The 22,739-nt window shown below is 74.5% G+C and carries 22 protein-coding genes; 21 read left to right on the top strand and 1 reads right to left on the bottom strand.

Features of this window, described 5'->3' with window-relative positions; genetic code table 11:
- The first annotated feature begins 9 nt into the window (after positions 1-9).
- From EDD28_RS16190 to EDD28_RS16090, 21 genes are all read left to right on the top strand, one after another.
- Positions 10-402, top strand: coding sequence for a DUF3040 domain-containing protein (locus tag EDD28_RS16190; RefSeq protein ID WP_123740986.1), 393 nt, complete (start codon positions 10-12; stop codon positions 400-402).
- A 540-nt stretch (positions 403-942) separates the two neighbouring features.
- Positions 943-1,371, top strand: coding sequence for a division/cell wall cluster transcriptional repressor MraZ (gene mraZ / locus EDD28_RS16185; protein ID WP_123740742.1), 429 nt, complete (start codon positions 943-945; stop codon positions 1,369-1,371).
- 189 nt (positions 1,372-1,560) lie between these two features.
- On the top strand, positions 1,561-2,595 hold the full coding sequence (gene rsmH / locus EDD28_RS16180) for a 16S rRNA (cytosine(1402)-N(4))-methyltransferase RsmH (RefSeq protein WP_123740741.1): 1,035 nt from the start codon (positions 1,561-1,563) through the stop codon (positions 2,593-2,595).
- Entirely contained in the window at positions 2,592-2,978 is a 387-nt protein-coding gene (gene ftsL / locus EDD28_RS16175; protein ID WP_123740740.1) for a cell division protein FtsL, read from the top strand. Before rsmH ends, ftsL begins: the two co-directional genes overlap by 4 nt.
- Before the next feature lie 81 nt (positions 2,979-3,059).
- A complete protein-coding gene (locus EDD28_RS16170) occupies positions 3,060-5,042 on the top strand; it encodes a peptidoglycan D,D-transpeptidase FtsI family protein (RefSeq protein WP_123740739.1) in 1,983 nt (660 codons plus the stop codon).
- A 24-nt stretch (positions 5,043-5,066) separates the two neighbouring features.
- On the top strand, positions 5,067-6,683 hold the full coding sequence (locus EDD28_RS16165; RefSeq protein ID WP_211339253.1) for a UDP-N-acetylmuramoyl-L-alanyl-D-glutamate--2,6-diaminopimelate ligase: 1,617 nt from the start codon (positions 5,067-5,069) through the stop codon (positions 6,681-6,683).
- Positions 6,680-8,146, top strand: a complete 1,467-nt coding sequence (locus EDD28_RS16160) for a UDP-N-acetylmuramoyl-tripeptide--D-alanyl-D-alanine ligase (RefSeq protein WP_123740737.1) — start codon at positions 6,680-6,682, stop codon at positions 8,144-8,146. The genes EDD28_RS16165 and EDD28_RS16160 overlap by 4 nt, the downstream gene beginning before the upstream one ends.
- On the top strand, positions 8,143-9,258 hold the full coding sequence (mraY, locus tag EDD28_RS16155; RefSeq protein ID WP_123740736.1) for a phospho-N-acetylmuramoyl-pentapeptide-transferase: 1,116 nt from the start codon (positions 8,143-8,145) through the stop codon (positions 9,256-9,258). Before EDD28_RS16160 ends, mraY begins: the two co-directional genes overlap by 4 nt.
- The gene (gene murD, locus EDD28_RS16150) at positions 9,255-10,808 is read left to right on the top strand and encodes a UDP-N-acetylmuramoyl-L-alanine--D-glutamate ligase (protein ID WP_123740735.1); all 1,554 of its coding nucleotides are present in this window, start codon (positions 9,255-9,257) and stop codon (positions 10,806-10,808) included. Before mraY ends, murD begins: the two co-directional genes overlap by 4 nt.
- Complete coding sequence (locus EDD28_RS16145) at positions 10,805-12,088, top strand: FtsW/RodA/SpoVE family cell cycle protein (protein ID WP_123740734.1); 1,284 nt, start codon at positions 10,805-10,807, stop codon at positions 12,086-12,088. Before murD ends, EDD28_RS16145 begins: the two co-directional genes overlap by 4 nt.
- The gene (gene murG / locus EDD28_RS16140; protein ID WP_123740733.1) at positions 12,085-13,239 is read left to right on the top strand and encodes an undecaprenyldiphospho-muramoylpentapeptide beta-N-acetylglucosaminyltransferase; all 1,155 of its coding nucleotides are present in this window, start codon (positions 12,085-12,087) and stop codon (positions 13,237-13,239) included. Before EDD28_RS16145 ends, murG begins: the two co-directional genes overlap by 4 nt.
- Positions 13,240-13,256: 17 nt before the next feature.
- Positions 13,257-14,735, top strand: a complete 1,479-nt coding sequence (gene murC, locus EDD28_RS16135; protein ID WP_245968127.1) for a UDP-N-acetylmuramate--L-alanine ligase — start codon at positions 13,257-13,259, stop codon at positions 14,733-14,735.
- A complete protein-coding gene (locus EDD28_RS16130; RefSeq protein ID WP_123740731.1) occupies positions 14,732-15,721 on the top strand; it encodes a cell division protein FtsQ/DivIB in 990 nt (329 codons plus the stop codon). The genes murC and EDD28_RS16130 overlap by 4 nt, the downstream gene beginning before the upstream one ends.
- Before the next feature lie 188 nt (positions 15,722-15,909).
- Positions 15,910-17,124, top strand: coding sequence for a cell division protein FtsZ (ftsZ, locus tag EDD28_RS16125; RefSeq protein WP_123740730.1), 1,215 nt, complete (start codon positions 15,910-15,912; stop codon positions 17,122-17,124).
- Positions 17,125-17,134: 10 nt separating this feature from the next.
- On the top strand, positions 17,135-17,959 hold the full coding sequence (locus EDD28_RS16120) for a laccase domain-containing protein (protein ID WP_211339252.1): 825 nt from the start codon (positions 17,135-17,137) through the stop codon (positions 17,957-17,959).
- A 127-nt stretch (positions 17,960-18,086) separates the two neighbouring features.
- Positions 18,087-18,569 carry a cell division protein SepF gene (locus EDD28_RS16115; RefSeq protein WP_123740729.1) on the top strand — a complete coding sequence of 161 codons (483 nt, stop codon included), beginning with the start codon at positions 18,087-18,089 and terminating at the stop codon, positions 18,567-18,569.
- Between the two features lie 62 nt (positions 18,570-18,631).
- Positions 18,632-18,922, top strand: coding sequence for a YggT family protein (locus EDD28_RS16110; protein ID WP_123740728.1), 291 nt, complete (start codon positions 18,632-18,634; stop codon positions 18,920-18,922).
- Positions 18,923-19,089: 167 nt separating this feature from the next.
- A complete protein-coding gene (locus EDD28_RS16105) occupies positions 19,090-19,740 on the top strand; it encodes a DivIVA domain-containing protein (protein WP_123740727.1) in 651 nt (216 codons plus the stop codon).
- Positions 19,741-19,895: 155 nt separating this feature from the next.
- Positions 19,896-20,648 (top strand): signal peptidase II, encoded by a 753-nt coding sequence (locus EDD28_RS16100; protein ID WP_123740984.1) that lies wholly within the window; start codon positions 19,896-19,898, stop codon positions 20,646-20,648.
- Complete coding sequence (locus tag EDD28_RS16095; protein WP_123740726.1) at positions 20,645-21,565, top strand: RluA family pseudouridine synthase; 921 nt, start codon at positions 20,645-20,647, stop codon at positions 21,563-21,565. Before EDD28_RS16100 ends, EDD28_RS16095 begins: the two co-directional genes overlap by 4 nt.
- A gap of 21 nt (positions 21,566-21,586) precedes the next feature.
- Positions 21,587-22,363, top strand: a complete 777-nt coding sequence (locus EDD28_RS16090; RefSeq protein WP_123740725.1) for a phosphotransferase — start codon at positions 21,587-21,589, stop codon at positions 22,361-22,363.
- Between the two features lie 24 nt (positions 22,364-22,387).
- Here the strand turns inward: EDD28_RS16090 and EDD28_RS16085 are convergent, their stop codons facing one another.
- Complete coding sequence (locus EDD28_RS16085) at positions 22,388-22,651, bottom strand: hypothetical protein (RefSeq protein ID WP_123740724.1); 264 nt, start codon at positions 22,649-22,651, stop codon at positions 22,388-22,390.
- Positions 22,652-22,739: the final 88 nt, after the last annotated feature.

The following is a 22,739-nucleotide window of genomic DNA, read 5'->3' as shown; positions in this document are numbered from 1 at the left end:
GAGGACACCATGCCCCTGTCGGAGTACGAGCAGCGCGTGCTGGCGCAGATGGAGCAGCAGCTCAGCTCCGACGACCCGAAGCTGGCCGAGACCTTCACCGGCTCGGCTCCGGCCGTCGGTCCCCGCGCCGCGTCGCGGGTGCTGCTGGGTGTCGTCGTCGCGGCCCTCGGCCTCGGCGTCATCGTGGTCGGGCTGGCTCAGGGACTGTCCTGGCTCGGCATCATCGGCTTCCTCGTCATGTTCGGCGGCGTCCTCCTGTCGATGTCGCGCGGCAAGGCCACCGAGGGCGTTCCGCCCGGCGGCAGCGGCGGCGCCAAGCCGGCCGGCCCGCGCAGCCAGGGCCCGTCGCCCTTCATGTCGCGTCTCGACGAGCGGTGGGACCGCCGGCGCGGCGAGCGCTGAGTCACCACCCGCGCCGCCGGCCGGTCTGCTTCCTCCCGTCCCTCTTCTCTCGCCCTCCCGCGCGCTGCCCCCGCGTTCGCGATCCGGTGGCTGACGCCGGAGGGCCTCCCCGTCCGGCCCGTCCTCGCTGAGCCGCGCCGTCGAGCCCGGCGCCTGCCCGCGCCCGCCACGTCGCTCCCCGGACGCCCTCCACTCGGCTCCCCGGACGTTCTCCACTCGGCTCCCGCGAGCGTCCTCCACTCCGCTCCCCGGACGCCCTCCACTCCGCTCCCCGTCCGCGGCCGTCCCCGCGTGATCCGCACCGTTCCGGGGCTTCCTCGCGCCGGCGCGAGCCTGCCCGCGCCCTGAACCGCACCCGTGAGCCGCCGTCGGCGCCCCCTCTCCGCCCGGTCGCGGGCCGCGCGCTCCACTCTCCTCCACGGCATCTGACCTGCGACAACGCACCTCTTGCGGCGCGTCGCGCCCTGATGGCGTGGTCAAAGTGGAGGGTTGTGGAGTAATGTGGAGGAACCAGGCGGGACAGGGCGGGAGGTGAGACGCGTGCTCATCGGCACCTTCACGCCCAAGCTCGACGACAAGGGGCGGCTCATCCTTCCTGCCAAGTTCCGCGAGGAGCTCGCGCCGGGTCTCGTCATGACCCGCGGCCACGAGAAGTGCCTCTTCGTCTTCCCGATCTCCGAGTTCTCGACGCTCCAGGCCCAGCTCAAGGCGGCCCCGCTCACCTCGAAGCAGTCGCGCGACTTCAACCGCGTCCTGCTCTCTGGCGCGCACGACGAGATCCCGGACAAGCAGGGCCGCGTGACGATCCCGCCGATCCTGCGGACCTGGGCCTCGCTCGAGCGCGAGCTCGCCGTGGTCGGGACCGGCAACAAGGTCGAGATCTGGGACGCGACGGCCTGGGACGCCTACCTCGAGGGCGCCTCCGCCGCGTTCGACGACGCGGCGCCGGAGGTGATGCCCGACTTCTGACCCGTATCTGTCGCGCGAGGTCTCCCACCGACGCCTCTGACGCACTTCCCCGGCGCCAGAAGCGCCCTCGGGGGGAGTCCTGGCCCGACAGGTCGCCATCCACCGCACCAGCCCCACCAGTCAGCCCGGCGCACCCGCGCCACCCGTCCACCCGGCCACACCCGGACCCGATCGCCGCGAGGAGGTGACATGACCGAGCCGAACGCATCGCCGCAGCAGGGCACCTCCCCCCGACGAGACGCGGCCGATCTCCACGTCCCCGTCCTGCGCGACCGATGCGTCGAGCTTCTCGCCCCCGCGCTGCGGGAGCCCGGCTCGGTCCTCGTCGACGGCACGCTCGGCATGGGCGGCCACTCCGAGGCGGTCCTGGAGGCCTGCCCGAACGCGAGCGTCATCGGCATCGACCGCGACCTCCAGGCGATCGACCTCGCCTCGCGTCGACTGGCGCGGTTCGGGGAGCGCTTCCGCGCCGTCCACGCGACGTACGACGAGATCGACGAGGTCGTGGCGGACGTCGTCGGCCACCCGGTGCAGGGGGTGCTGCTCGACCTCGGCGTCAGCTCGCTCCAGCTCGACGACGCCGAGCGTGGCTTCTCCTACTCCCGCCCCGCGCCGCTCGACATGCGGATGGACGCCTCCACCGGCCCCACCGCGGCCGACCTGCTGGCCGAGGACGACGAGCGCGAGCTCGCCCGGATCCTGCGCGAGTACGGCGAGGAGCGGTTCGCCCACCGCATCGCGTCCGCGATCGTCCGCGAGCGCGCGACGACGCCGCTGGCGACCTCGACCCAGCTCGCCGAGCTGGTCCAGCGCAGCGTGCCGCGGGCGTCGCAGAAGACCGGGGGACACCCGGCGAAGCGCACGTTCCAGGCCCTGCGGATCGCCGTCAACGGCGAGCTCGACATCCTCGCGGACGCGCTGCCCCGCGCGATCGAGGTGCTCGCGGTCGGCGGCCGGATCGTCGTCGAGAGCTACCACTCGCTCGAGGACCGACTGGTCAAGCGGGCCCTCGCCCGCGGCGCGACCTCGAGCGCCCCGCGCGAGTGGCCGATCGAGCCCGAGACCCACCGGCCCTACCTCGAGCTCGTCGTCCGCGGCGCCGAGAAGGCCGACGACGTGGAGCAGGCCACCAACCCGCGCGCCGCGTCGGTCCGCCTGCGGGCCGCCACCCGAACCCGACCGACCCCCGACCACATGCTCGACGCCGCCTGGAGGACCTCATGAGCGCAGCCCCCGCCCGTCTCGCGCCGCGGCCCTCCCCGCGTCCGGCCCCGGCACCCGCCCGGCCACAGCTGCGCGTCGTCGCGCTCCACCGTCCCGAGGCCTCCCGCGTTCCGTACATCGGCCTGCTCGTGGCGATCCTTCTCGTCGCGATGCTCGGCGCGCTGTCGCTGCAGACGTCGATGGCCGCGACGTCCTACGCGATCCGCAACCGCACCGTCGAGCTGACCAACGCGCAGCAGCAGCTCGAGGCCCTCTCGACGCAGGTCGACCAGGCCAGCGCCCCGGCCCAGGTGATGGCGAAGGCGCAGGAGCTCGGGCTCGTCCCGAGCGACGGCGTCATCTACATCCGCCTGTCCGACGGCACGCTCATCGGCGGCAGCTGAGGGCTCGGCGTGGCACCCGCTGATCGCACGCGCGGCGTGTCTGCGGCCCGGCGGGACTCCCGGCGGGCAGCATCGTCGTCCATGACGGCGACGCGCGGGCGGACCCAGGCGGACGCGAAGACCCGCCAGCCCCGGGAGGCCCGCGACCCCCGCGTCCAGGCCGGGGCCAGGACCCGCACCCCCCGGACCGCCCCGCGCGCGGCGGCCCCGACGCCCCGCGCCGCGGCCGTCACGGCGGGCTCGGGGTCCGGCGGCTCAGGCGGCCCCGGCGGGAGCGCTCCCCGCGCCTGGCGCGTCGGCCCCTCCTCGCGCCGCACCCGGATCATGATCGGCGTCGTCCTGGTCGCCCTCGTCCTGTTCGCCGTGCGGCTCGTCCAGGTCCAGGTCGTCCAGGGGCCGGGGCTCGCGGAGGCGGCGTCGAGCAGCCGGATGCGCGAGTACCCGATCCACGCGCAGCGCGGCGACATCGTCGACGCCGACGGGGCGGTCCTCGCCACCTCGGTCATGACCTACGACATCCAGGTCGACCAGCACCAGATCCCGGCCTTCGTCTACTACGCGGAGGACGGCAAGACCGTGCTCGGGCGGGGTGCGTCGGCCGCGGCCGAGCTCATGGCGCCGCTCCTCGGGGTCGACGCGCACGAGCTGGGCGCCCAGCTCACCGGGTCGAACGGCGGCCTCATCATCGCGCGCAACGTCACGCCCGAGGTCCGCAACCAGCTCCTCGACCTCGGCGTCAACGGGCTCACGAGCAACCTCGAGGAGATGCGCGTCTACCCGGCGGGCGTCACCGCCGGCAGCCTCGTCGGCTGGGTCAAGAGCGACGGCGAGGGCGCCGCCGGCATCGAGTACCGGTTCGACGACCTGCTCGGCGGCACCGACGGCCTGCGCACGGGCGAGATCGGGGTCGGCGGCGTCATGATCCCCGGCGCCGGCCAGACCGTCACGCCGGCCGACAACGGCGACACCGTGCACCTGACGATCGACTCGGACCTGCAGCAGCGCAGCCAGGAGATCATCGACGCCAAGGTCGCCGAGACCGTGTCGGAGTGGGGTGCCGTCGTCGTCATCGAGGTCGGGACGGGCCGCATCCTGTCCTGGGCCGAGTCCGGCATGGTGGACCCCAACGACCCGAGCGGCTACGGCCGGCTCAACTCGCTGCAGAGCCCGTACGAGCCCGGCTCGACCGGCAAGATCCTCACTGTCGCCGCCGCGATGGAGGAGGGTCTCGTCACGCCGACGTCGGAGTTCGAGGTTCCCTACACCTACACCCCGCCGAACAGCTCGCAGACGTTCAAGGACCACACCGAGCACGAGACGGAGCGGCTGACCGTCACGGGGATCCTCGCTGACTCCTCCAACACCGGCACCATCCAGATCGGGCAGCTCATGTCCGACCAGACCCGCGTCGACTACATGGACTCCTTCGGCTGGGGGGCTCCGACGGGCGTCGAGCTCGCCGGCGAGACCGCGGGGATCGCGCTCGACCCGACCAAGTGGGACGGCCGCTCGCGCTTCACCACCATGTTCGGCCAGCACGTCCAGGTGAACCTCCTGCAGAACACCAACGTCATCGCGACGCTCGCGAACGGCGGCGTGCGCACCCCGCTCCACCTGGTCGACGGGACCAGCGACGACGACGGGCGGTTCACCCCGTCCGCCTCGGGCGAGGAGGTGCGGGTGGTCTCGCCCGAGACCGCGAGCGACATGATCCGCATGCTCGAGTCCGTGACGAGCGAGGACGGCGCGACGGGCAACCGGGCCGCGATCGACGGCTACCGCGTCGCCGGCAAGACCGGGACGGCGCAGGTCGCCGACGGGCAGGGCGGCGTCACCGCGACGGCCGCGTCGTTCGTCGGCGTCGTGCCGGCGGACGCCCCCCGGATCGCGGTCGGCGTCATCCTGTTCAAGCCGCAGCACGGCTTCTTCGGCGGCACCATCGCGGCCCCCGTGTTCCACGACGTCGCGTCGTTCGCGCTCCAGACCCTCGGCATCCCGCCGACGGGCGAGAAGGCGACGCTCTTCCCGTCCTACCCGGGCGAGGAGCCGCCCACGGTCGGCTAGCCGGCCCGGGTAGATTGGCCCATCGTGACATCACCCGTGAAGCAGCTCCAGCCGAGCGCGACCGTGCCCGTGTCGCTGGCGCACCTGGCCGTCGAGCTGGGTCTCGCGCCGGCCCCCGCGGCCGGAGTCGTCGACGGCTCGGCAGCGTCCGCGGCGCTCGGTGACGTCACCGTCACGGGCGTCACGGTCGCCTCCGACGAGGCCGTGCCGGGTGACCTGTTCGTCGGCGTCCCGGGCTTCCGGGCCCACGGCGCGCGGTTCGCCGCCGCGGCCGTCGAGGCCGGGGCCGTGGCCGTCGTCACCGACGAGGCCGGCCTCGAGCACGTCGGGGGTCTCGACGTCCCGGTCCTGCTGACGGCGGACCCGCGGCGCGTTGCCGGCCTGCTGGCCGACGTCGTCTACGGTGCCCCCTCGGACGACCTCGTCACCGTCGCCGTCACCGGCACCAACGGCAAGACGACGACGACCTACTTCGTCGACGCCGCCCTGCGGGCCGGGCTCGGCCCCGTCGCGCTGCTCGGCACCGTCGAGATCCGGCTCGGCGAGGTGAGCCTGGAGAGCCCGCGGACCACGCTGGAGGCGCCCGCGCTGCACCGCGTCCTCGCCGCGGCCCGCGAGGGCGGCGTCGCCGCCCTCGTGACCGAGGCGTCGTCGCAGGGGATCGCGCTGCACCGGCTGTCGGGGGTGCGGTTCGACGTCGTCGTCTTCACCAACCTCCAGCGCGACCACCTCGACTTCCACCACACGATGGAGGAGTACTTCGCGGCGAAGGCGAGCATCTTCGACCCCGCCCAGGCGGCGCGGGGCGTCGTCGTGGTCGACGACGAGTGGGGCGCGCGGCTCGCCCGGACCTCGCCCATCCCGGTGACGACCGTCTCGACGCACGTCGGCGACGCCTCGGAGGCGGCCGTCGCGGCCGACTGGCGCGTGCTCCAGGCCGACATCGGCCTCGACGGTGTCGGCTCGACCTTCCAGCTGCGCGGTCCCGACGGCGCGGTGCACGAGGCGCACAGCCCGCTGCCCGGCCTCGTCAACGTGACCAACGCGGCCACCGCGATCGCGACGGCGGTCGCCTCCGGCGTCGCCGTCGACGTCGCGATCGACGCCGTCGCGAGCGCCTCGGCCATCCCCGGGCGGATGGAGCGCGTCGTCGAGCGCGGCCACGGCCTTCCGCTGTGCATCGTCGACTACGCGCACACGCCCGACGCGCTCGTCTACGCGCTCGAGGCCGTCCGCCCGATCACGCCGGGGCGGCTCGTCGCCGTGCTCGGCTCGGACGGTGACCGCGACCAGGGCAAGCGGCCCATGCTCGGCGAGATCGCCGCGCGGCTGGCCGACGTCGTCGTCGTCACGGACGAGAACCCGCGCTCGGAGGAGCCCGGCGCGATCCGCGCCGCGATCCTCGAGGGCGCGCGGCAGGTGCGCCCGGACCTCGCGGACGTCGTCGAGGTGACGACGTCGCGCGCCGACGCGCTGCGCCGGGCCGTGGGGATGGCGGGCGAAGGCGATACCGTGATCGTCACCGGCAAGGGCCACGAACCGACGCAGGAGATCGCAGGGGTGTTCCACCGTTACAACGACCGTGACGTGTACCGCGAGGTGGCACGCGCCGCGGGTGTGCCCGTGGCGGGCGATCGGTGATCGCGCTCACGGCCGGCGAGGCCGCGCAGCTCGTCGGGGGTCGGCTCGCTGGGTCGGCCTCGACCGACACCGTCGTCACCTCCGTCGTCACCGACTCCCGCGAGGCGGGTCCGGGCAGCCTCTTCGTCGCGATCCGCGGGGAGCGGCTCGACGGTCACGCGCACGCCGCGGGCGCGGTCGAGCGGGGCGCCGTGCTCGTGCTCGCCGACCACGAGCCGGGGGGCGACGGCGGCGACGCGGCCCTCCCGTTCCTCGTCGTGCCCGACACGACGGCCGCCCTCGGCGACCTGGCTCGGGGCGTCCTCGCCCGGCTGCGCTCGCGCTCCGCGCGGGAGCCGCGACCGCACGTCGTCGCCGTGACCGGCTCGGTCGGCAAGACGACGACGAAGGACCTGCTCGCCCACCTGTTCTCCGCGCAGGGGCCGACCGTGGCGCCGGTGCGCTCGTTCAACAACGAGGTCGGCCTGCCCGTCACGGTGCTGCGGTGCGACGAGTCGACGACGGACCTGGTCCTCGAGATGGGCGCCGACGCGCCCGGGAACATCGACTACCTCACTCGGATCGCGCCGCCGGACGTCGCGTGCGTCCTCGTGGTCGGCAACGCCCACCTCGCCGGGATGGGCGGCGTCGACGGCGTCGCGGCGGAGAAGGCGAGCATCCTCGCGGCCCTTCCCGAGGGCGGCACCGCCGTCCTGAACGCGGACGACCAGCGCGTGCGCGCCATGGCCGAGGGCGTCGCGCCCGGCCGGCGCATCCTCACGTTCGGTCGCGCGGCGGATGCCGACGTGCGCGCCGACGACATCGTGGTGACGCAGGCGCGCGTCGCGTTCACGCTCGTCAGCGGCGCCGAGCGCGCTCCCGTGGCGCTGCGTCTCGTGGGGGAGCACCACCTCACCAACGCGCTCGCCGCGGCCGCGGTCGCGCTGGCCAGCGGTCTCGGCCTGGCCGACGTCGCCACCGGCCTGAGCTCCGCCGGCGCCGCGAGCCCGCACCGGATGGCCGTCAGCGAGCTGGGTGACGGCGTCACCCTGATCGACGACTCCTACAACGCCAACCCCGACTCGATGCGCGCGGCCCTCAAGGCGCTCGTCGCACTCGGCCGGGGCCGGCGGACGGTCGCGATCCTCGGCGAGATGCGCGAGCTCGGCCCGGACTCCCTCCTGGCCCACGACGCGGTCGGCCGGCTCGCCGTCCGGCTCGACGTCGACCGCCTGCTCGTCGTCGGGACCCCGGCGCGCGCCATGTTCACCGGCGCGCTCCTCGAGGGCTCGTTCGGCGAGGAGGCGGCGTTCGTCGAGACGCCGGACGATGCGCTCGCCTGGTGGGAGGCCAACCGGCAGCCGGGGGACGTCCTGCTCGTCAAGTCGTCCAACGGCGCGGAGCTGTACCGGCTCGCCGACGACATCGTGGCGGCCAGCGGGCCGACCAGCAAGACAGGCCACGAGCCGGAGGTGCCTCAGTGATTCCCGTCATGGTCTCGGGTGGGGTGGCGCTGGCCGTCTCGCTGTTCGGCACCCCGCTGTTCATCCGCTTCCTCGTGCGCAAGCAGTACGGCCAGTTCATCCGGCAGGACGGCCCGACGTCGCACCACGTCAAGCGCGGCACCCCCACGATGGGCGGCGTCGTCATCATCGTGGCGACGCTGCTGGGCTACGCCGTGGCGAACGTGGTCTCGTTCCTGCGCAACGACGGCGTCGCGCCGATGAGCGTGAGCGGCCTGCTGCTGCTCTTCCTCATCGTCGGCCTCGGCCTCGTCGGCTTCGCCGACGACTTCACGAAGATCTCCCGGCAGCGCTCGCTCGGGCTCTCACCGATCGCGAAGATCATCGGCCAGGGCGGCGTCGGCATCGTCTTCAGCTTCCTCGTCCTGCAGTTCCCCAACAAGGACGGCATCACGCCGGCCACGATGGGCATCTCGTTCCTGCGGGACACCGGCCTGAGCCTCGCCCTGTTCGGCACGGCGATCGGCGTGCTGCTGTTCATGGTCTGGGCGAACTTCCTCATCACGGCCTGGTCGAACGCGGTCAACCTCACCGACGGTCTCGACGGCCTCTGCACGGGCGTCAGCATCTTCGCGTTCGGCGCCTACGTCCTCATCACGATGTGGCAGTTCAACCAGGACTGCCACAACCTCCTCGCGGGCAGCGCGCGCTGCTACACGACGCGCGACCCGCTCGACCTCGCGATCATCACCGCGGCCATCGTCGGCGCCTGCCTCGGCTTCCTGTGGTGGAACGCGAGCCCGGCGAAGATCTTCATGGGGGACACCGGCTCGCTCGCCCTCGGTGGCGCGCTCGCCGGCCTGTCGATCCTCACCCGGACCGAGCTGCTCGCCGTCATCATCGGCGGCATGTTCGTCGTCATCGTCGCCTCGAGCGTCATCCAGATCGGGTTCTTCAAGATCTCGGGCGGCAAACGCGTGTTCCGGATGGCGCCGCTGCACCACCACTTCGAGCTCGCGGGGTGGCAGGAGATCACGATCGTCATCCGGTTCTGGCTCATCGCCGCGGTGTTCGCCGCGATCGGTCTGGCGATCTTCTACGCGCAGTGGATCGCATCGGAGCCGATCGGATGACGCAGGACCTCACCGCCGACGTCGTGTCGCCGGCCGACGTCGACGCCCGACGCGCCCGGTTCGCCGGTGCGCGCGTCCTCGTCGTCGGTCTCGGTCTGTCGGGCGCCGACGCGGCGCGCGTGCTCGCCGAGCTGGGCGCCGACGTCGTCGCGCTCGACTCCCGGCCCGCCGTCGCCGAGCGGGCCGCGAGCGACCTGCCGCGCGTGCGGGTCCTCGTCCCGCGCGCCGGGGAGAGCGAGGCCGACCTCGTCGCGCGCGGGCTGGCCGCCGACCCCCGGCTCGTCCTCGTCTCCCCGGGCATCCCGCTGCACTCCCCGCTCGTCGCCACGCCGCTCGCGCTCGGTCTTCGGCTCATGACCGAGTTCGACCTGGCGTGGCTGATCCGACTCGACGACGCGCCGTGGCTGTTCGTCACCGGGACGAACGGGAAGACGACCACGACGCAGATGACGTCGGAGCTCCTGCGCGCCGGCGGGCTGCACGCCCCGCCGCTGGGCAACCTCGGCGTGACGCTGCCCGGTGTCGCGCTGGACGGGATCGCCGACGAGGCGGGCGTGCTCCGCGCCCCGCAGGCGTGGCCGATCGAGATCGCCGCCCTCCAGCTCAACGACACCTCGTCCCCGCGTCCGCAGGCCTCCGTCTGCCTCAACGTCGCGGACGATCACCTCGACCACTTCGGCACGATGGAGCGCTACCGCGCCGCCAAGGCGCGGGTCTACCGCGGCGTCCGGGACGCGTGCGTCTACCCGACCTGGGAGGACGGCGCGCGCGAGCTGGTCGAGGAGGCCGACGTCGTCGAGGGCGCCCGTGCCGTCGGGCTCACGGTCGGCGTGCCGTCGGTCGCGCAGATCGGCATCGTCGAGGGCACCGTCGTCGACCGCGCGTTCCACGTGCGGCGGCACACCGAGGGCGTCGCCCTGTTCGAGCGCTCCGACCTCGAGCACCTGGGGACCCCCGGTCCCGCCGGCGTCACCCTGGCGCCGCACCTCGTGACCAACGCGATGGCCGCGGCCGCCCTGGCGCGCTCGGCCGGCGTCGACGCGGAGGCCGTGGCCGACGGCCTGCGCTCGTTCCGGCTCGACGCGCACCGCAGCGCGGTCGTGGGGGTCGTCGACGGCGTGACCTACGTCAACGACTCGAAGGCGACGAACGCGCACGCGGCCGCGGCCGCTCTGCGCGCCGTCGCCGACGGGACGGCCGTGTGGATCGCGGGCGGCGACGCCAAGGGCGCCGACCTCGCCGACCTCGTCCGCGACCACGCGCGCGCCATGCGCGGCGTCGTCCTCATCGGGAAGGACCCGGCCCCCTGGGTCGACCCGTTGGAGCGACACGCGAGCCACCTCCCCGTGATCCGGGTGCCCGACGGGGACACTGACCAGGTGATGACAGCTGCCGTGACCGCTGCCCGGAGGCTCGCCCAGCCGGGCGACACCGTGCTGCTCGCACCGGCCGGGGCCTCCTGGGACCAGTTCCGCAACTACGGCCACCGGGGCGACACGTTCGCCCGCGCCGTTCGTGAGCTGACCCCGAGGGCCGCGGGGGAGCAGTGACCGCCGTCGGCGCGCGGGAGCCGGCCCCCGCGCGCACGGCCCGCTCGGGCGCACCCCGCCGGGAGAGCGCCACGCGCGCCGCCGTCCGGACCGCGTGGGAGTCCCCGGTGGCCTCCTACTACCTCATCGCGTCGGTCACGCTCGTCCTGCTCGCGCTCGGCCTCGTGTTCGTGCTGTCCAGCTCGACCGTCTACTCGCTCAAGGCGACGGGCGGGGTGAGCCCGCTCAAGCAGTTCCTCGACCAGGCCAAGTTCGCGCTCATCGCACTGCCGCTGGCCGTGCTCATGAGCCGGCTGCCCGTCCGGGTGATCCGCGCGTTCGCGTGGCCCGCCTACGTCGCGGCCATCGGCCTGACGGCGGCGACCAAGCTCATGGGCGAGAGCTCCGGAGGCAACACGAGCTGGATCACGCTCGCGGCGGGTATCCGGATTCAGCCGGCCGAGTTCGTCAAGCTCGCGCTCGCGCTCTGGCTCGGCCTCGTGCTCTCGCAGCGCCAGCGCGACCTCGGGCAGCTCAAGCGGCTCGCGCTCCCGCTGCTCGGCGGGTTCGTCCTGCTCGGCGCACAGCTCTACGTCACGTACGACCTCGGCACGGTCCTCATCATGGGCGCGCTCATGTTCGGCGCGCTGTGGGTGGCCGGCGTCCCGATGCGGGTCTTCGTCATGCTGGCGGTCGGGGCGGCGTCGGTCGCGGCGATGTTCGCCACCACGGGGGAGACCCGGATGGCCCGGATCAAGGCGATGCTCGGGATCGGCGAGCTGAGCGACCAGCTCGCCTGGCAGATCGGTCACTCGCTCCAGGCGCTCGGGACGGGCGGGATCAGCGGGGTCGGCCTCGGCGGCTCGCGCTCCAAGTGGCTCTACCTCCCGGCCGCGCAGAACGACTTCATCTTCGCCATCATCGGCGAGGAGCTCGGTCTCATGGGGACGCTGCTCGTGCTCGCGCTGTTCGCCGCGCTCGCGGTCGGGCTGGCGCGCGTGATCCTGCGACACCCCGACCCCTTCGTCAAGATCACGACGGGCGGCATCGCGGCGTGGCTGCTGGCCCAGGCCGTCGTCAACATCGGCGTGGTGACGGCCGTCTTCCCCGTCATCGGGGTGCCGCTCCCGCTCGTCTCGGCCGGCGGCTCCTCGCTCATCGCGACGCTCATCGCGCTCGGCATCGTGCTGGCGTTCGCGCGGACCGAACCGGGGGCGCCCGAGGCGCTGCGCGCCCGGCGCGGGGCCGTGCGACGCTCGTTCGGCGTGCTCGCGGCCGGACTGACCGGAGGCCGGCGATGACGACCGCCCCCGGCCCGGCCGCGCCCCGGCTGCGCGTGCTCCTCGCCGGTGGCGGGACGGCGGGCCACGTCAACCCGCTGCTCGCCCTCGCGGACGAGCTGACCGCGCGTCCCGGCGGCGCCGACGTGCTCGTGCTCGGCACGGCGGAGGGGTTGGAGTCCCGGCTCGTCCCGCAGCGCGGCTACGAGCTCGCCGTCATCCCGCGCGTCCCGTTCCCGCGCCGGCCGAACGCGGCGGCGCTGCGCTTCCCGCGCGACTACCGGCGCGCCACGGCGCTCGCCCGCCGGGAGCTGGCGCGGCTGGACGCGGACGTCGTCGTCGGCTTCGGCGGCTACGTCTCACCGCCCGCCTACCGGGCGGCGCGCTCGGCCGGCGTCCCCGTCGTCATCCACGAGCAGAACGTCCGCCCCGGCCTGGCCAACCGCCAGGGCGCCCGGCGCGCGGCGGCCGTCGCGCTCACGTTCGCCGAGACGGCGCTGGCGGCGCGCCGCGGGGTCACGGTCCACACCGGTCTGCCGCTGCGCCCGGACATCGCCGAGCTCGCGTCGCTCGACGCGGCCGGTCGCGCCGCCCGACGCGTCGAGGCGGCGACGCGGCTCGGGCTCGACCCGGACCGGCCGGTGCTCCTCGTGACCGGCGGCTCGCTCGGCGCCCAGCGGATCAACGAGGCGATGGCCGACGCCGCGAGCGACCTCACGGCCGCCGGCGTCCAGGTGCTCCACTCGGCCGGCCGGGGCAAGGCGGCGGGCGTCGCCGACGCGGCCGCGGCCGCCGGCCCCGGCTACCACCTGGTCGAGTACCTCGACGACATGGCCTCGGCGTATGCCGTCGCCGACCTCGTGCTCGGCCGCTCGGGCGCCGGGACGGTGTGCGAGCAGGCCGCGCTCGGCCTGCCCGGCGTGTACGTGCCGCTCGCGTTCGGCAACGGGGAGCAGCGGCTCAACGTCGCCGGGCTCGAGGCGGCGGGCGGGGCCCGCGTGGTCGCCGACGCCGACCTCACGGGCGACCGCGTGCGGGACGTCGTGCTGCCGCTGCTGCTCGACCCCGCGGGCCTCGCCGCGATGGCGAGCTCCGCCCGCGGTGTCGGCGTCGTCGACGGGGCGAGCCGCCTCGCCGACCTCGTGACGCGCGTGGCGGGGCGAACGGCATGACGAGTGGAGGACCGGCCGTGAGCCCAACGCAGCAGGACCCGGCGCAGCGCTGGCACTTCGTCGCGATCGGCGGCCACGGCATGAGCGTGCTCGCCGAGATCGCCCTCGAGCAGGGCCACCGCGTCACCGGCTCCGACCAGGTCGAGGGCGAGGAGACGCTGCGGCTGCGCGAGCGCGGTGCCCGCGTCGACATCGGTCACGCGGCCGAGCAGGTGGACGGCGCCGACGTCGTGGTCGTCTCGACCGCGATCCCCGGGACCAACGTCGAGGTCGTCCGGGCGCGCGAGCTCGGGATCGAGGTCGTCCACCGATCGGTGGCGATGGCGCGGCTCGCGGCCGGCCGGTCGTTCTACGCCGTCGCGGGAACGCACGGGAAGACGACCGTCTCGGCGATGCTCGCCGTCGCGCTCCACGACGGTGCCGGAGCCGACCCGGGCGCCGCCATCGGCGGCACGGTGCTCGGCTGGGGCTCCGGCTCGCGCGTCGGGACCGGTCCGTTCGTCGCCGAGGCCGACGAGTCGGACGAGTCCTTCCTCAACTACGCGCCGAGCGTCGCGATCGTGACGAACGTCGAGGCCGACCATCTCGCGCACTACACCGGGGGGCTCCCGCAGATCCTCGCCGCGTTCGAGGAGTTCACCCGTCGGATCGTCCCGGGCGGGCTGCTCGTGGCGTTCGCCGGCGACGAGGGCTCGCTGCGCGTCGCCCGCACGGCGGCCGGCGAGGGCGTCCGCGTGCGCACCTACGGCCAGGAGGCCGCGCCCGACCTCGGGGTCGCCGGCACCGAGCACGTGCTGCTCACGGACCTCGCGCTCACGGGCGCGTCCGCCGGCGCCACGCTCACGCTGCACCGGGACGGGGTCGCCGTCCTCGACCCCGTCCGGATCGACGTCGCGGCGCCGGGCCTGCACACCATCCTCGACGCGGCGGCCGCGTGGGCCGCGGCGCTCGAGGCGACGGACGGCTCACCGGCCTCGGCGCTGGCCGTCGCCGAGGCCCTGACCGCGTTCCGGGGGGCCGGTCGCCGGTTCGAGACGGTGGGCGAGGCCGACGGCGTCCGCGTCGTCGACGACTACGCGCACAACCCCCGCAAGGTCGAGAACGCGGTGCGCGCCGGGCGGCTCGCCGTGGGGGACGGACGCCTCGTCGTCCTGTTCCAGCCCGCGCTGTTCACCCGGACCCGGGACTTCGCCGAGGAGTTCGCCGACGCGCTCGACGGGGCCGACGCCGTCGTCGTCACGGACGTCTTCGGCTCGCGCGAGGCACCGATCGACGGTGTCACGAGCGCGCTCATCACGGACGCGGAGCCGGCGGAGCGTGCGGAGCGCGGCGCGATGCCCTTCCTGCTCGTGCCCGACCGGCTGGACGCGGCGCGTCGCGCGGCCGACCTCGCGGGACCGGGGGATCTCGTCATGACCGTCGGGTCGGGTGACGTGACCCTGCTCGCGCCCGTCGTGCTCGAGCGCCTCGCGGCCCGGGCGGGCGGGGCGGAGTGAGGCAGCCGAGCGCACCGCGCGCCCCGCGGACCGGCCCGACGCGGACCGGTGCCCAACGACCGCCCGACCCGCGCGCGCCGCGCGGCGCCGACCTCGTCATCCCCGCCGACGAGCTCGCTGACCTGCACGCCGACTGGGACGAGCCGGTGCCCGACGACGACGCGCCGCGGGAGCAGCCCGAGGTCGCACCGGGGCGCCCGGACCGCGCGCCGCGTGCCGCGCTCCCCGGCCGCGCGCCCGTCAGCCAGCTCGACGACCGGCTCGCGGAGCGTCGGCGGGCCAGGAGCCGGGTGCTCTGGACGCGGATCGGCATCGGCGTCGGCGTGCTCCTCCTGCTGGTCGGGGCCGTCTGGGCGGTCGGCTTCAGCTCGCTGCTCGCCCTGCGCAGCGACCGGATCGTCATCGCGGGGGAGGGGGCCTACCTCGACCGCGACGCGGCGGTCGCCGTCGTCGAGGAGGCCGTGGGGACCCCGCTCGTCCGTCTCGACACCGCCGGCATCGCGGCGCGGCTCGAGGAGCGTCCGGACGTCGCGGACGCCGTCGTCACGCGCGACTGGCCCGGCGGCGTCACGGCCACGCTGACCCCGCGCGAGCCGGTCGCCGTCGCCGCGGCCGCCGACGGCGGCGAGTCCGAGCTGCTCGACCTCGTCGGACCCGACGGGGTCGTCGTCGCGTCCGTCGCGCCGGACGCCGCCCCCGGCGACCTGCCGCTCCTCACGGTCGACATGACGCAGGACGGCGCGCAGGACACCGTGCTCGCGGTGCTCTCCGTGCTCGACCAGCTCCCGCCCGAGCTGCGGGAGCAGGTCCGCGACGCCGGGGCGACCTCGCCCGACGCGATCGAGCTGCGGCTGCACTCGGGGTCGAGCGTCGGGTGGGGGAGCGCCGCGGAGAGCGACCTCAAGGCGCGCGTCCTGCTCACGCTGCTCCAGGTGCCGGCCACCCGCTACGACGTGAGCGCGCCCGAGGCGCCGACGACCTCCTGACGTGTCGTCCCACGCCCGCGAGACGGCTCGGCATCTTCGGGTGGCGACACACCCGGCGCGGTCGTTGCCCGCGGCAGTCGATCCACCTAGCGTCATCGACGTCAGAAAGTGACATAAGTCTTACCCTCAACTAGAGGGTGAGGGTTCGTATCGGGCGTTCCGGACGGGCGCGGAGAAGAGGGTCGAACGTGACGACACCGCAGAACTACCTCGCGGTCATCAAGGTCGTGGGGATCGGTGGTGGCGGTGTCAACGCCGTCAACCGCATGATCGACGCCGGCCTCAAGGGGGTCGAGTTCATCGCGATCAACACCGACGCCCAGGCGCTCCTCATGAGCGACGCCGACGTCAAGCTCGACGTCGGCCGCGAGCTCACGCGCGGGCTCGGCGCCGGGGCCGACCCCGAGGTCGGCAAGCGCGCGGCCGAGGACCACGCCGAGGAGATCGAGGAGGTCCTGCGCGGGGCCGACATGGTCTTCGTCACGGCCGGCGAGGGTGGCGGGACGGGGACCGGCGGCGCACCCGTCGTCGCGCGGATCGCCCGTCAGCTCGGCGCTCTCACCATCGGTGTCGTGACGCGCCCGTTCACGTTCGAGGGCCGTCGCCGCTCCACCCAGGCCGACTCCGGCATCGAGGCGCTGCGCTCCGAGGTCGACACGCTCATCGTCATCCCGAACGACCGGCTGCTGTCGATCAGCGACCGGAACGTCTCGGTGCTGGACGCGTTCAAGAGCGCCGACCAGGTGCTGCTCTCCGGTGTCCAGGGGATCACGGACCTCATCACGACGCCGGGCCTCATCAACCTCGACTTCGCCGACGTCAAGTCCGTCATGCAGGGCGCCGGCAGCGCGCTCATGGGCATCGGCTCGGCCGTCGGCGAGGACCGCGCCCTCCAGGCCGCCGAGCTCGCGATCTCCTCGCCGCTGCTCGAGGCCAGCATCGACGGCGCCCACGGCGTCCTGCTGTCGATCCAGGGCGGCAGCGACCTCGGGATGTTCGAGATCACCGAGGCCGCGCGCCTCGTCCAGGAGGCCGCGCACCCCGAGGCCAACATCATCTTCGGCACCGTCATCGACGACACGCTGGGCGACGAGGTGCGCGTCACCGTCATCGCCGCCGGCTTCGACGGTGCGCCGCTCGCGCGTCACGCGACGCCCGCCCCGGCGGCCGCCGCCGAGCCGCGTCGCCGTCCGGGCGACGTCGCGCGTCCCGCGACCACCCCGCCGCCCGCCGCGCCCGTCGCCGTCCCCGCGGCCGTCGAGGACCCAGCCGAGGACGACGTCGTCGGGCTCGACGTGCCGCCGGCCGCCGCCGAGCGGCACGAGCCGGTCGAGGTCCCGCCGGTCGTGGTCGAGCGCCCGCGCCCGAGCGAGGAGCTCGACGTGCCGGACTTCCTCAAGTAGGGACATCGCGGTGACCCGGGCGGCCGAGCCGGGCCGGCCCGGGCTCGAGGTGCTCCCGGCGCCGGGGCTCGGCCCCGGTGTCCGAGCATGGTTCACCACGCGCCGCGGCGGCGTCAGCCTGCCACCGCGCGACGGGCTGAACCTCGGTGCGGGCGTCGGTGACGACCCCGCGGCCGTCGCGGCCAACCGCGCCGCCGTCGCCGACCTGGTCCACGCCCCGGTGACCTGGATCCGCGCGGTGCACGGCAGCACCGTCGGCATCGTCGACGGCGCCGGCGAGGTCCGGCCGGTGCCGCCGGCGGTCGACGGGCGAGCTGACGGCGCGTCCGACATCGACCTCCTCGACGGCGACCCGCGGCTCGACGCGCTCGTCACGACGACCGGCGGCCGCGCGCTCGCCGCGCTGGCCGCCGACTGCGTCCCCGTGCTCCTCGCCGGTCACGACGACGCCGGCGTCCCGCGCGCGGTCGGCGCCGTCCACAGCGGCCGGCGGGGCGTCGCGCTCGGGGTCGTCCCGCGCGCGGTGGCGGCCCTTCGCGCGCTGGGCGCCGCGCGGGTGAGCGCCGTCGTCGGCCCGGCGATCTGCGGACGCTGCTACGAGGTGCCCGAGGCGATGCGCGCCGAGGTGTCGGCCGTCGTCCCCGAGACGTGGGCGACCACCCGTCGGGGGACCCCGTCGCTCGACCTGCCCGCCGGCGTCACGGCCCAGCTCCGCGCCGCCGACGTCCGCACCCTCGACCTCGGGCTGTGCACGCAGGAGACGCCCTGGCTGTTCTCCCACCGCCGGCTGCAGCCCGGCGGGCGCGCCTGCGGCGTCGTCCTCCTCGACGGCTGAACCCCCGGCCCGCGCGCGACACGCCGGACGGCGTCCCCGGGAAGGCGGCGCGCGGCGGATAGCGTCCCGCGTAAGAACACCGAAGGGCTCGCGCCGCAGCGCGGGAGACCGCAAGAAGGAGTGACCCATGGGAGCCCTGCGCAAGACGATGGAGTACCTCGGCCTGTCCGAGCCGGACGTCGACCACGAGCTCGACTACGTGACGGACACGGAGGAGTCGTACGAGATGGCCGACGTCGAGGACCTTCCCCTCGCCCGCGAGGTGTCGAGCCACCGCGCTCCCGTGACGCCGATCAGCTCCGCGCGCTCCGCCGCGCCCGGCGACCTGCGTCGCATCGCGACCGTGCACCCGCGCACGTACAACGACGCCAAGGTCATCGGTGAGTCGTTCCGCTCCGGGACGCCCGTCATCATGAACCTCACCGAGATGTCCGACGCCGAGGCCAAGCGCCTGGTCGACTTCTCCGCCGGTCTCGCGTTCGGCCTGCACGGCACGATCGAGCGCGTCACGGCGAAGGTGTTCCTGCTCTCGCCCGCGTCGATCGAGATCCAGGCCGAGGGCCTGAGCTCCGGCGCCCAGAGCGGCTCCGGGCTGTTCAACCAGAGCTGACGAGGCGTGGGCGGCACGAGGCCGATGGGCGCCGACGGGCGTCCGGCAGGTACGGTGACGTCGTGAGTTACGTCGCCACCGTCGCCTACGTCGTGGTGCTGCTGTTCTTCGTCTCGCTGCTCGTCCGGGTGGTCTTCGACGTCGTGCAGATGGCCGCCCGGTCGTGGCGCCCGCGCGGGATCGCGCTCGTCGCCGCCGAGGCCGTCTACACCGTGACGGACCCGCCGCTGCTGGCGCTGCGCCGCAGGATCCCGCCGCTGCGCGTGGGTCCGATGGCCTTCGACGTCGCCTTCCTCATCGTCATGCTCGTCACCTGGGTCCTCCTGATGGTCCTGGGGGCGAACGCCGCATGAGGGGGTCCGGGGTTGCTGCTCGCCGTATCGCTCCGTGCACGTTCCCGTGCACCACTTGCTGCGCCACGCCGCGTCTCGACGAGGTGCAGCACCAGATGATCCGCTACCGTTGACCGCGATCGACGCATGTGCGCCTGCGTGCGTCACGAACCTATTGGGGTGACGACATGACTCTGCTGACCGCAGACGACGTTCTGAAGAAGACCTTCCAGACGACCAAGTTCCGCGAGGGCTACGACCAGGACGAGGTGGACGACTTCCTCGACGAGATCGTCAACACCCTCCGGGTCCTGCAGACCGAGAACGCCGAGCTCAAGACGAAGGTCGCCGAGCTCGAGGGTGGCGAGGGCGTGGTCGAGACCACGGCCGTCGTCGCACCCGTCGAGGAGGAGGCCCCCGAGCCCGAGGTGGCCGCGGTCGCCGAGGTCGTCGAGGAGGCGCCGGCTCAGCCCCAGGCACCGGCCCCCGCGTACGCGGCGCCGAGCGGCACGGAGCCCGAGTCCGCCACGGGCATGCTCCAGCTCGCGCAGCGCCTGCACGACGAGTACGTCCGCAACGGCCAGGTCGAGGGCGACCGGATCGTGGGCGAGGCCCGCGCCGAGGCCGAGAAGCTCGTGACCGAGGCCGAGGGCCAGCGTCAGCGCACGCTCAAGCAGCTCGAGAGCGAGCAGGCGACGCTCGAGTCGAAGATCAGCCAGCTGCGCGCCTTCGAGCGCGACTACCGCCTCCGTCTCAAGGGCTACCTCGGCAGCCTGGTCGAGCAGCTCGACGCGCAGGCGAGCGTCGTCGGCCTCGACGGCGGCACGCCGCAGCTCTGACGCGGCACTGAACCACCACCGACGGCCCGGGACGCCCAGCGCGCCCCGGGCCGTCGGCGTCCCCGCCCCGCGTCGATGACGGCCGACCCGCGCTCCGGGACCGACCCGCGACGCCCGGTGCTGGCGCCCGGTCCCGATGGGCGAGAATGGTCCCGATGAGCACCGAGACCAGCCCGGCCACCGCCGCCGACGCGGAGACCGACACCGTCGCCGCCCCCGCCGTCCCGTCCGGGCCCGCCGCGGTGGTCCCGCGCCGCAGCCAGGTCGGGCGGCTCGCCGTCACCGCGATCGTCGTCCTGCTGCTGGACCAGCTCACCAAGGCCGTCGCGCTGCTCACCCTGACGCCGGGCGTCCGCGTCCCCGTGCTGGGCGACCTCCTCGGCTGGCAGCTCATCTTCAACCCCGGCGCCGCGTTCTCGTTCGGGACGGGCGTCACGTGGGTGTTCACGGTCGTCATGGCCGTCGTCAGCTCCGTGGTGATCGTGCTCGCACGCCGCGTCGCCTCGCCCTGGTGGGCGGTCGCGCTCGGCGCGATCCTCGGGGGAGCGATGGGCAACCTCGTCGACCGCCTCGCGCGCGACCCCGGGTTCGGGATCGGGCACGTCGTGGACTTCATCGACTACGGCGTCTTCATCGGGAACGTCGCCGACATCGCGATCGTCGGGGCCGCGATCGGCATGGTCCTGCTCTCGCTGTTCGGGTCGACCTGGGACGGCGCCGCGCCCGCGCTGGTGGCCGCCGAGGAGCCCGCGGCGGAGCCCGTCGCCGAGACCGCCGAGGACGCCGGCGAGGAGCCGCTCGCGGCGGAACCCGCCGCCGCGGAGAGCGACCCCGACGCCGCGGCCGCCGCTGGGGCCGCCGCAGAGAGGCCCGTCGCCGAGACCGCCGAGGACGACGTCACCCCGTGAGCGATCTGGAGCTGCCCGTGCCGGACGGGCTGGTCGGCGAGCGGGTCGACGTGGCGCTCTCCCGGCTCATGGGCCTGTCCCGCTCCCGCGCGGCCCAGCTCGTCGAGGAGGGCGGCGCCGCGCTCGACGGCGTGACGCTCGGGAAGTCCGACCGCCTGCGGGCCGGCTGGCTCGTCGTCACCCGTCCGGAGCCGCCGGCGCAGGTCGTGGCCGAGCCGGTGCTCGTCGACGGCATGCGGATCCTGTTCGAGGACGACGACGTCGTCGTGGTCGACAAGCCCGTCGGCGTCGCGGCGCACCCCTCGCCTGGCTGGACGGGGCCGACCGTCCCGGGCGGTCTCGCGGCGGCCGCGGTGCGGATCGCGACGTCGGGCGCCAGCGAGCGCCAGGGGATCGTGCACCGGCTGGACGTCGGCACGTCGGGGCTCATGGTCGTCGCGAAGAGCGAGGTCGCGTACTCCGCGCTCAAGCGCGCGTTCAAGGAGCGCACGGTCGAGAAGGTCTACCACGCGCTGGTCCAGGGCCACCCGGACCCCGCCGCCGGGACGATCGACGCGCCGATCGCGCGCCACCCGAAGCACGACTGGAAGTTCGCCGTCGTCGGCTCGGGCAAGCCGTCGGTGACGCACTACGAGACCATCGAGGCGATGCCGGCCGCGTCGCTGCTCGAGATCCACCTCGAGACGGGGCGGACGCACCAGATCCGCGTGCACACCTCGGCGCTGCGCCACCCGTGCGTCGGCGACCTCACCTACGGCGCCGACCCGGCGCTGGCCCGACGCGTGGGCCTTGAGCGCCAGTGGCTGCACGCCGTGCGGCTGGGGTTCGACCACCCGGTGACGGGTGAGCGCGTCGTCGTGGAGTCGGAGTACCCCGCGGACCTCGCTCACGCGCTCGACGTGCTCCGCGCGACCTGACCCAGACGGCGACGTCATGGCATGACCGGCACCGAGGAGACTCCCCTGACGGGCGGGAACGCCGCCGTCGGCGTCGTGCGCGTCGGGGACACGGTCCGCAAGCCGTGGCTGCCGACGACGCCCCGCGTCCACGCCCTGCTGTCCGCGCTGCGGGACGCTGGTCTCGACGTCCCGGAACCGCGCGGCCGCGACGAGCGCGGCCGGCAGGTGCTGGAGCACGTCCCCGGACCGGTCGCGCTGGGCGGCCCACCCCTGACAGCGGCCGGGCTGCGGCGGGTGGGCGCGCTGGTGCGTCGACTGCACGACGCGGCGGCCGCGCTCGACCCGGAGGCCGACCTCGACCCGTGGCCGGTCCTCCTGCCGCCGCCCGATGACGACGACGGGGCGCGACTCCCGTGCCACCACGACCTCGCGCCGTGGAACCTCGTCGTCGGGCGACGGTGGGTGTTCATCGACTGGGACGGCGCCGGGCCGAGCACGCGGTCCTGGGACCTGGCCTACGCCGCGCAGACGTTCGCGCTCGACGACCCGGACCTCGCGCCGGGCGTGTCGGCGGAGCGGCTCGCCGCGCTCGTCGACGGCTACGACCCGGGGCCGACCCTGCGAGCCGCCCTGACGACGGCGCTGGTACGTCGGCCGGCGGCGATGCGGGACCACCTCGCGGCAGCGGCCGTGTCGGGCTGGGAGCCGTGGGCGAGGATGCACCGCGAGGGGCACGGCGAGCACTGGGCCCGCGTGTCGGCGTACGTCGAGGAGAACGCCGCGGTCTGGCGGCGCGTGCTGCTGCGCTCCGCGTGAGGGGACGGCGCCGGGCGGCCGCCGTCAGACCGACCGGGGCCGACCCGTCACGGGGTCGACGTTCCAGCCGATCGACTCCTCCAGCGAGGTCGCGGGCTCGTCCTCGGCGTTCAGCGCGGGCCGCACCTCGTGCTGGAGCCGGCCGAGGAGCGCGAACGACCGGGCGATCGCGGCGCTGTCCTCCTCCGGCGTGGCGCGGCGGCGGAACGTCTTGGTCCGCTGGAAGTCGCGCGGGCCGTCGGAGTAACCGCTGCCGTCCCGGAAGAGGGACTCGGGCTCGGTCGACATCGCGGAACCTCGCTCTCGGTGGGGCCGGGCGGGTCGCCGGCGGCCGTCCTCCATCGAACCTATCAGCCGCGTCCCGGGGGCCTTCCGG

It is taken from the genome of Salana multivorans (assembly GCF_003751805.1).
GTDB lineage: Bacteria > Actinomycetota > Actinomycetes > Actinomycetales > Beutenbergiaceae > Salana > Salana multivorans.
Note: the sequence above shows the minus strand (reverse complement) of the source record. Positions and strands in the feature narration are given on the sequence as shown.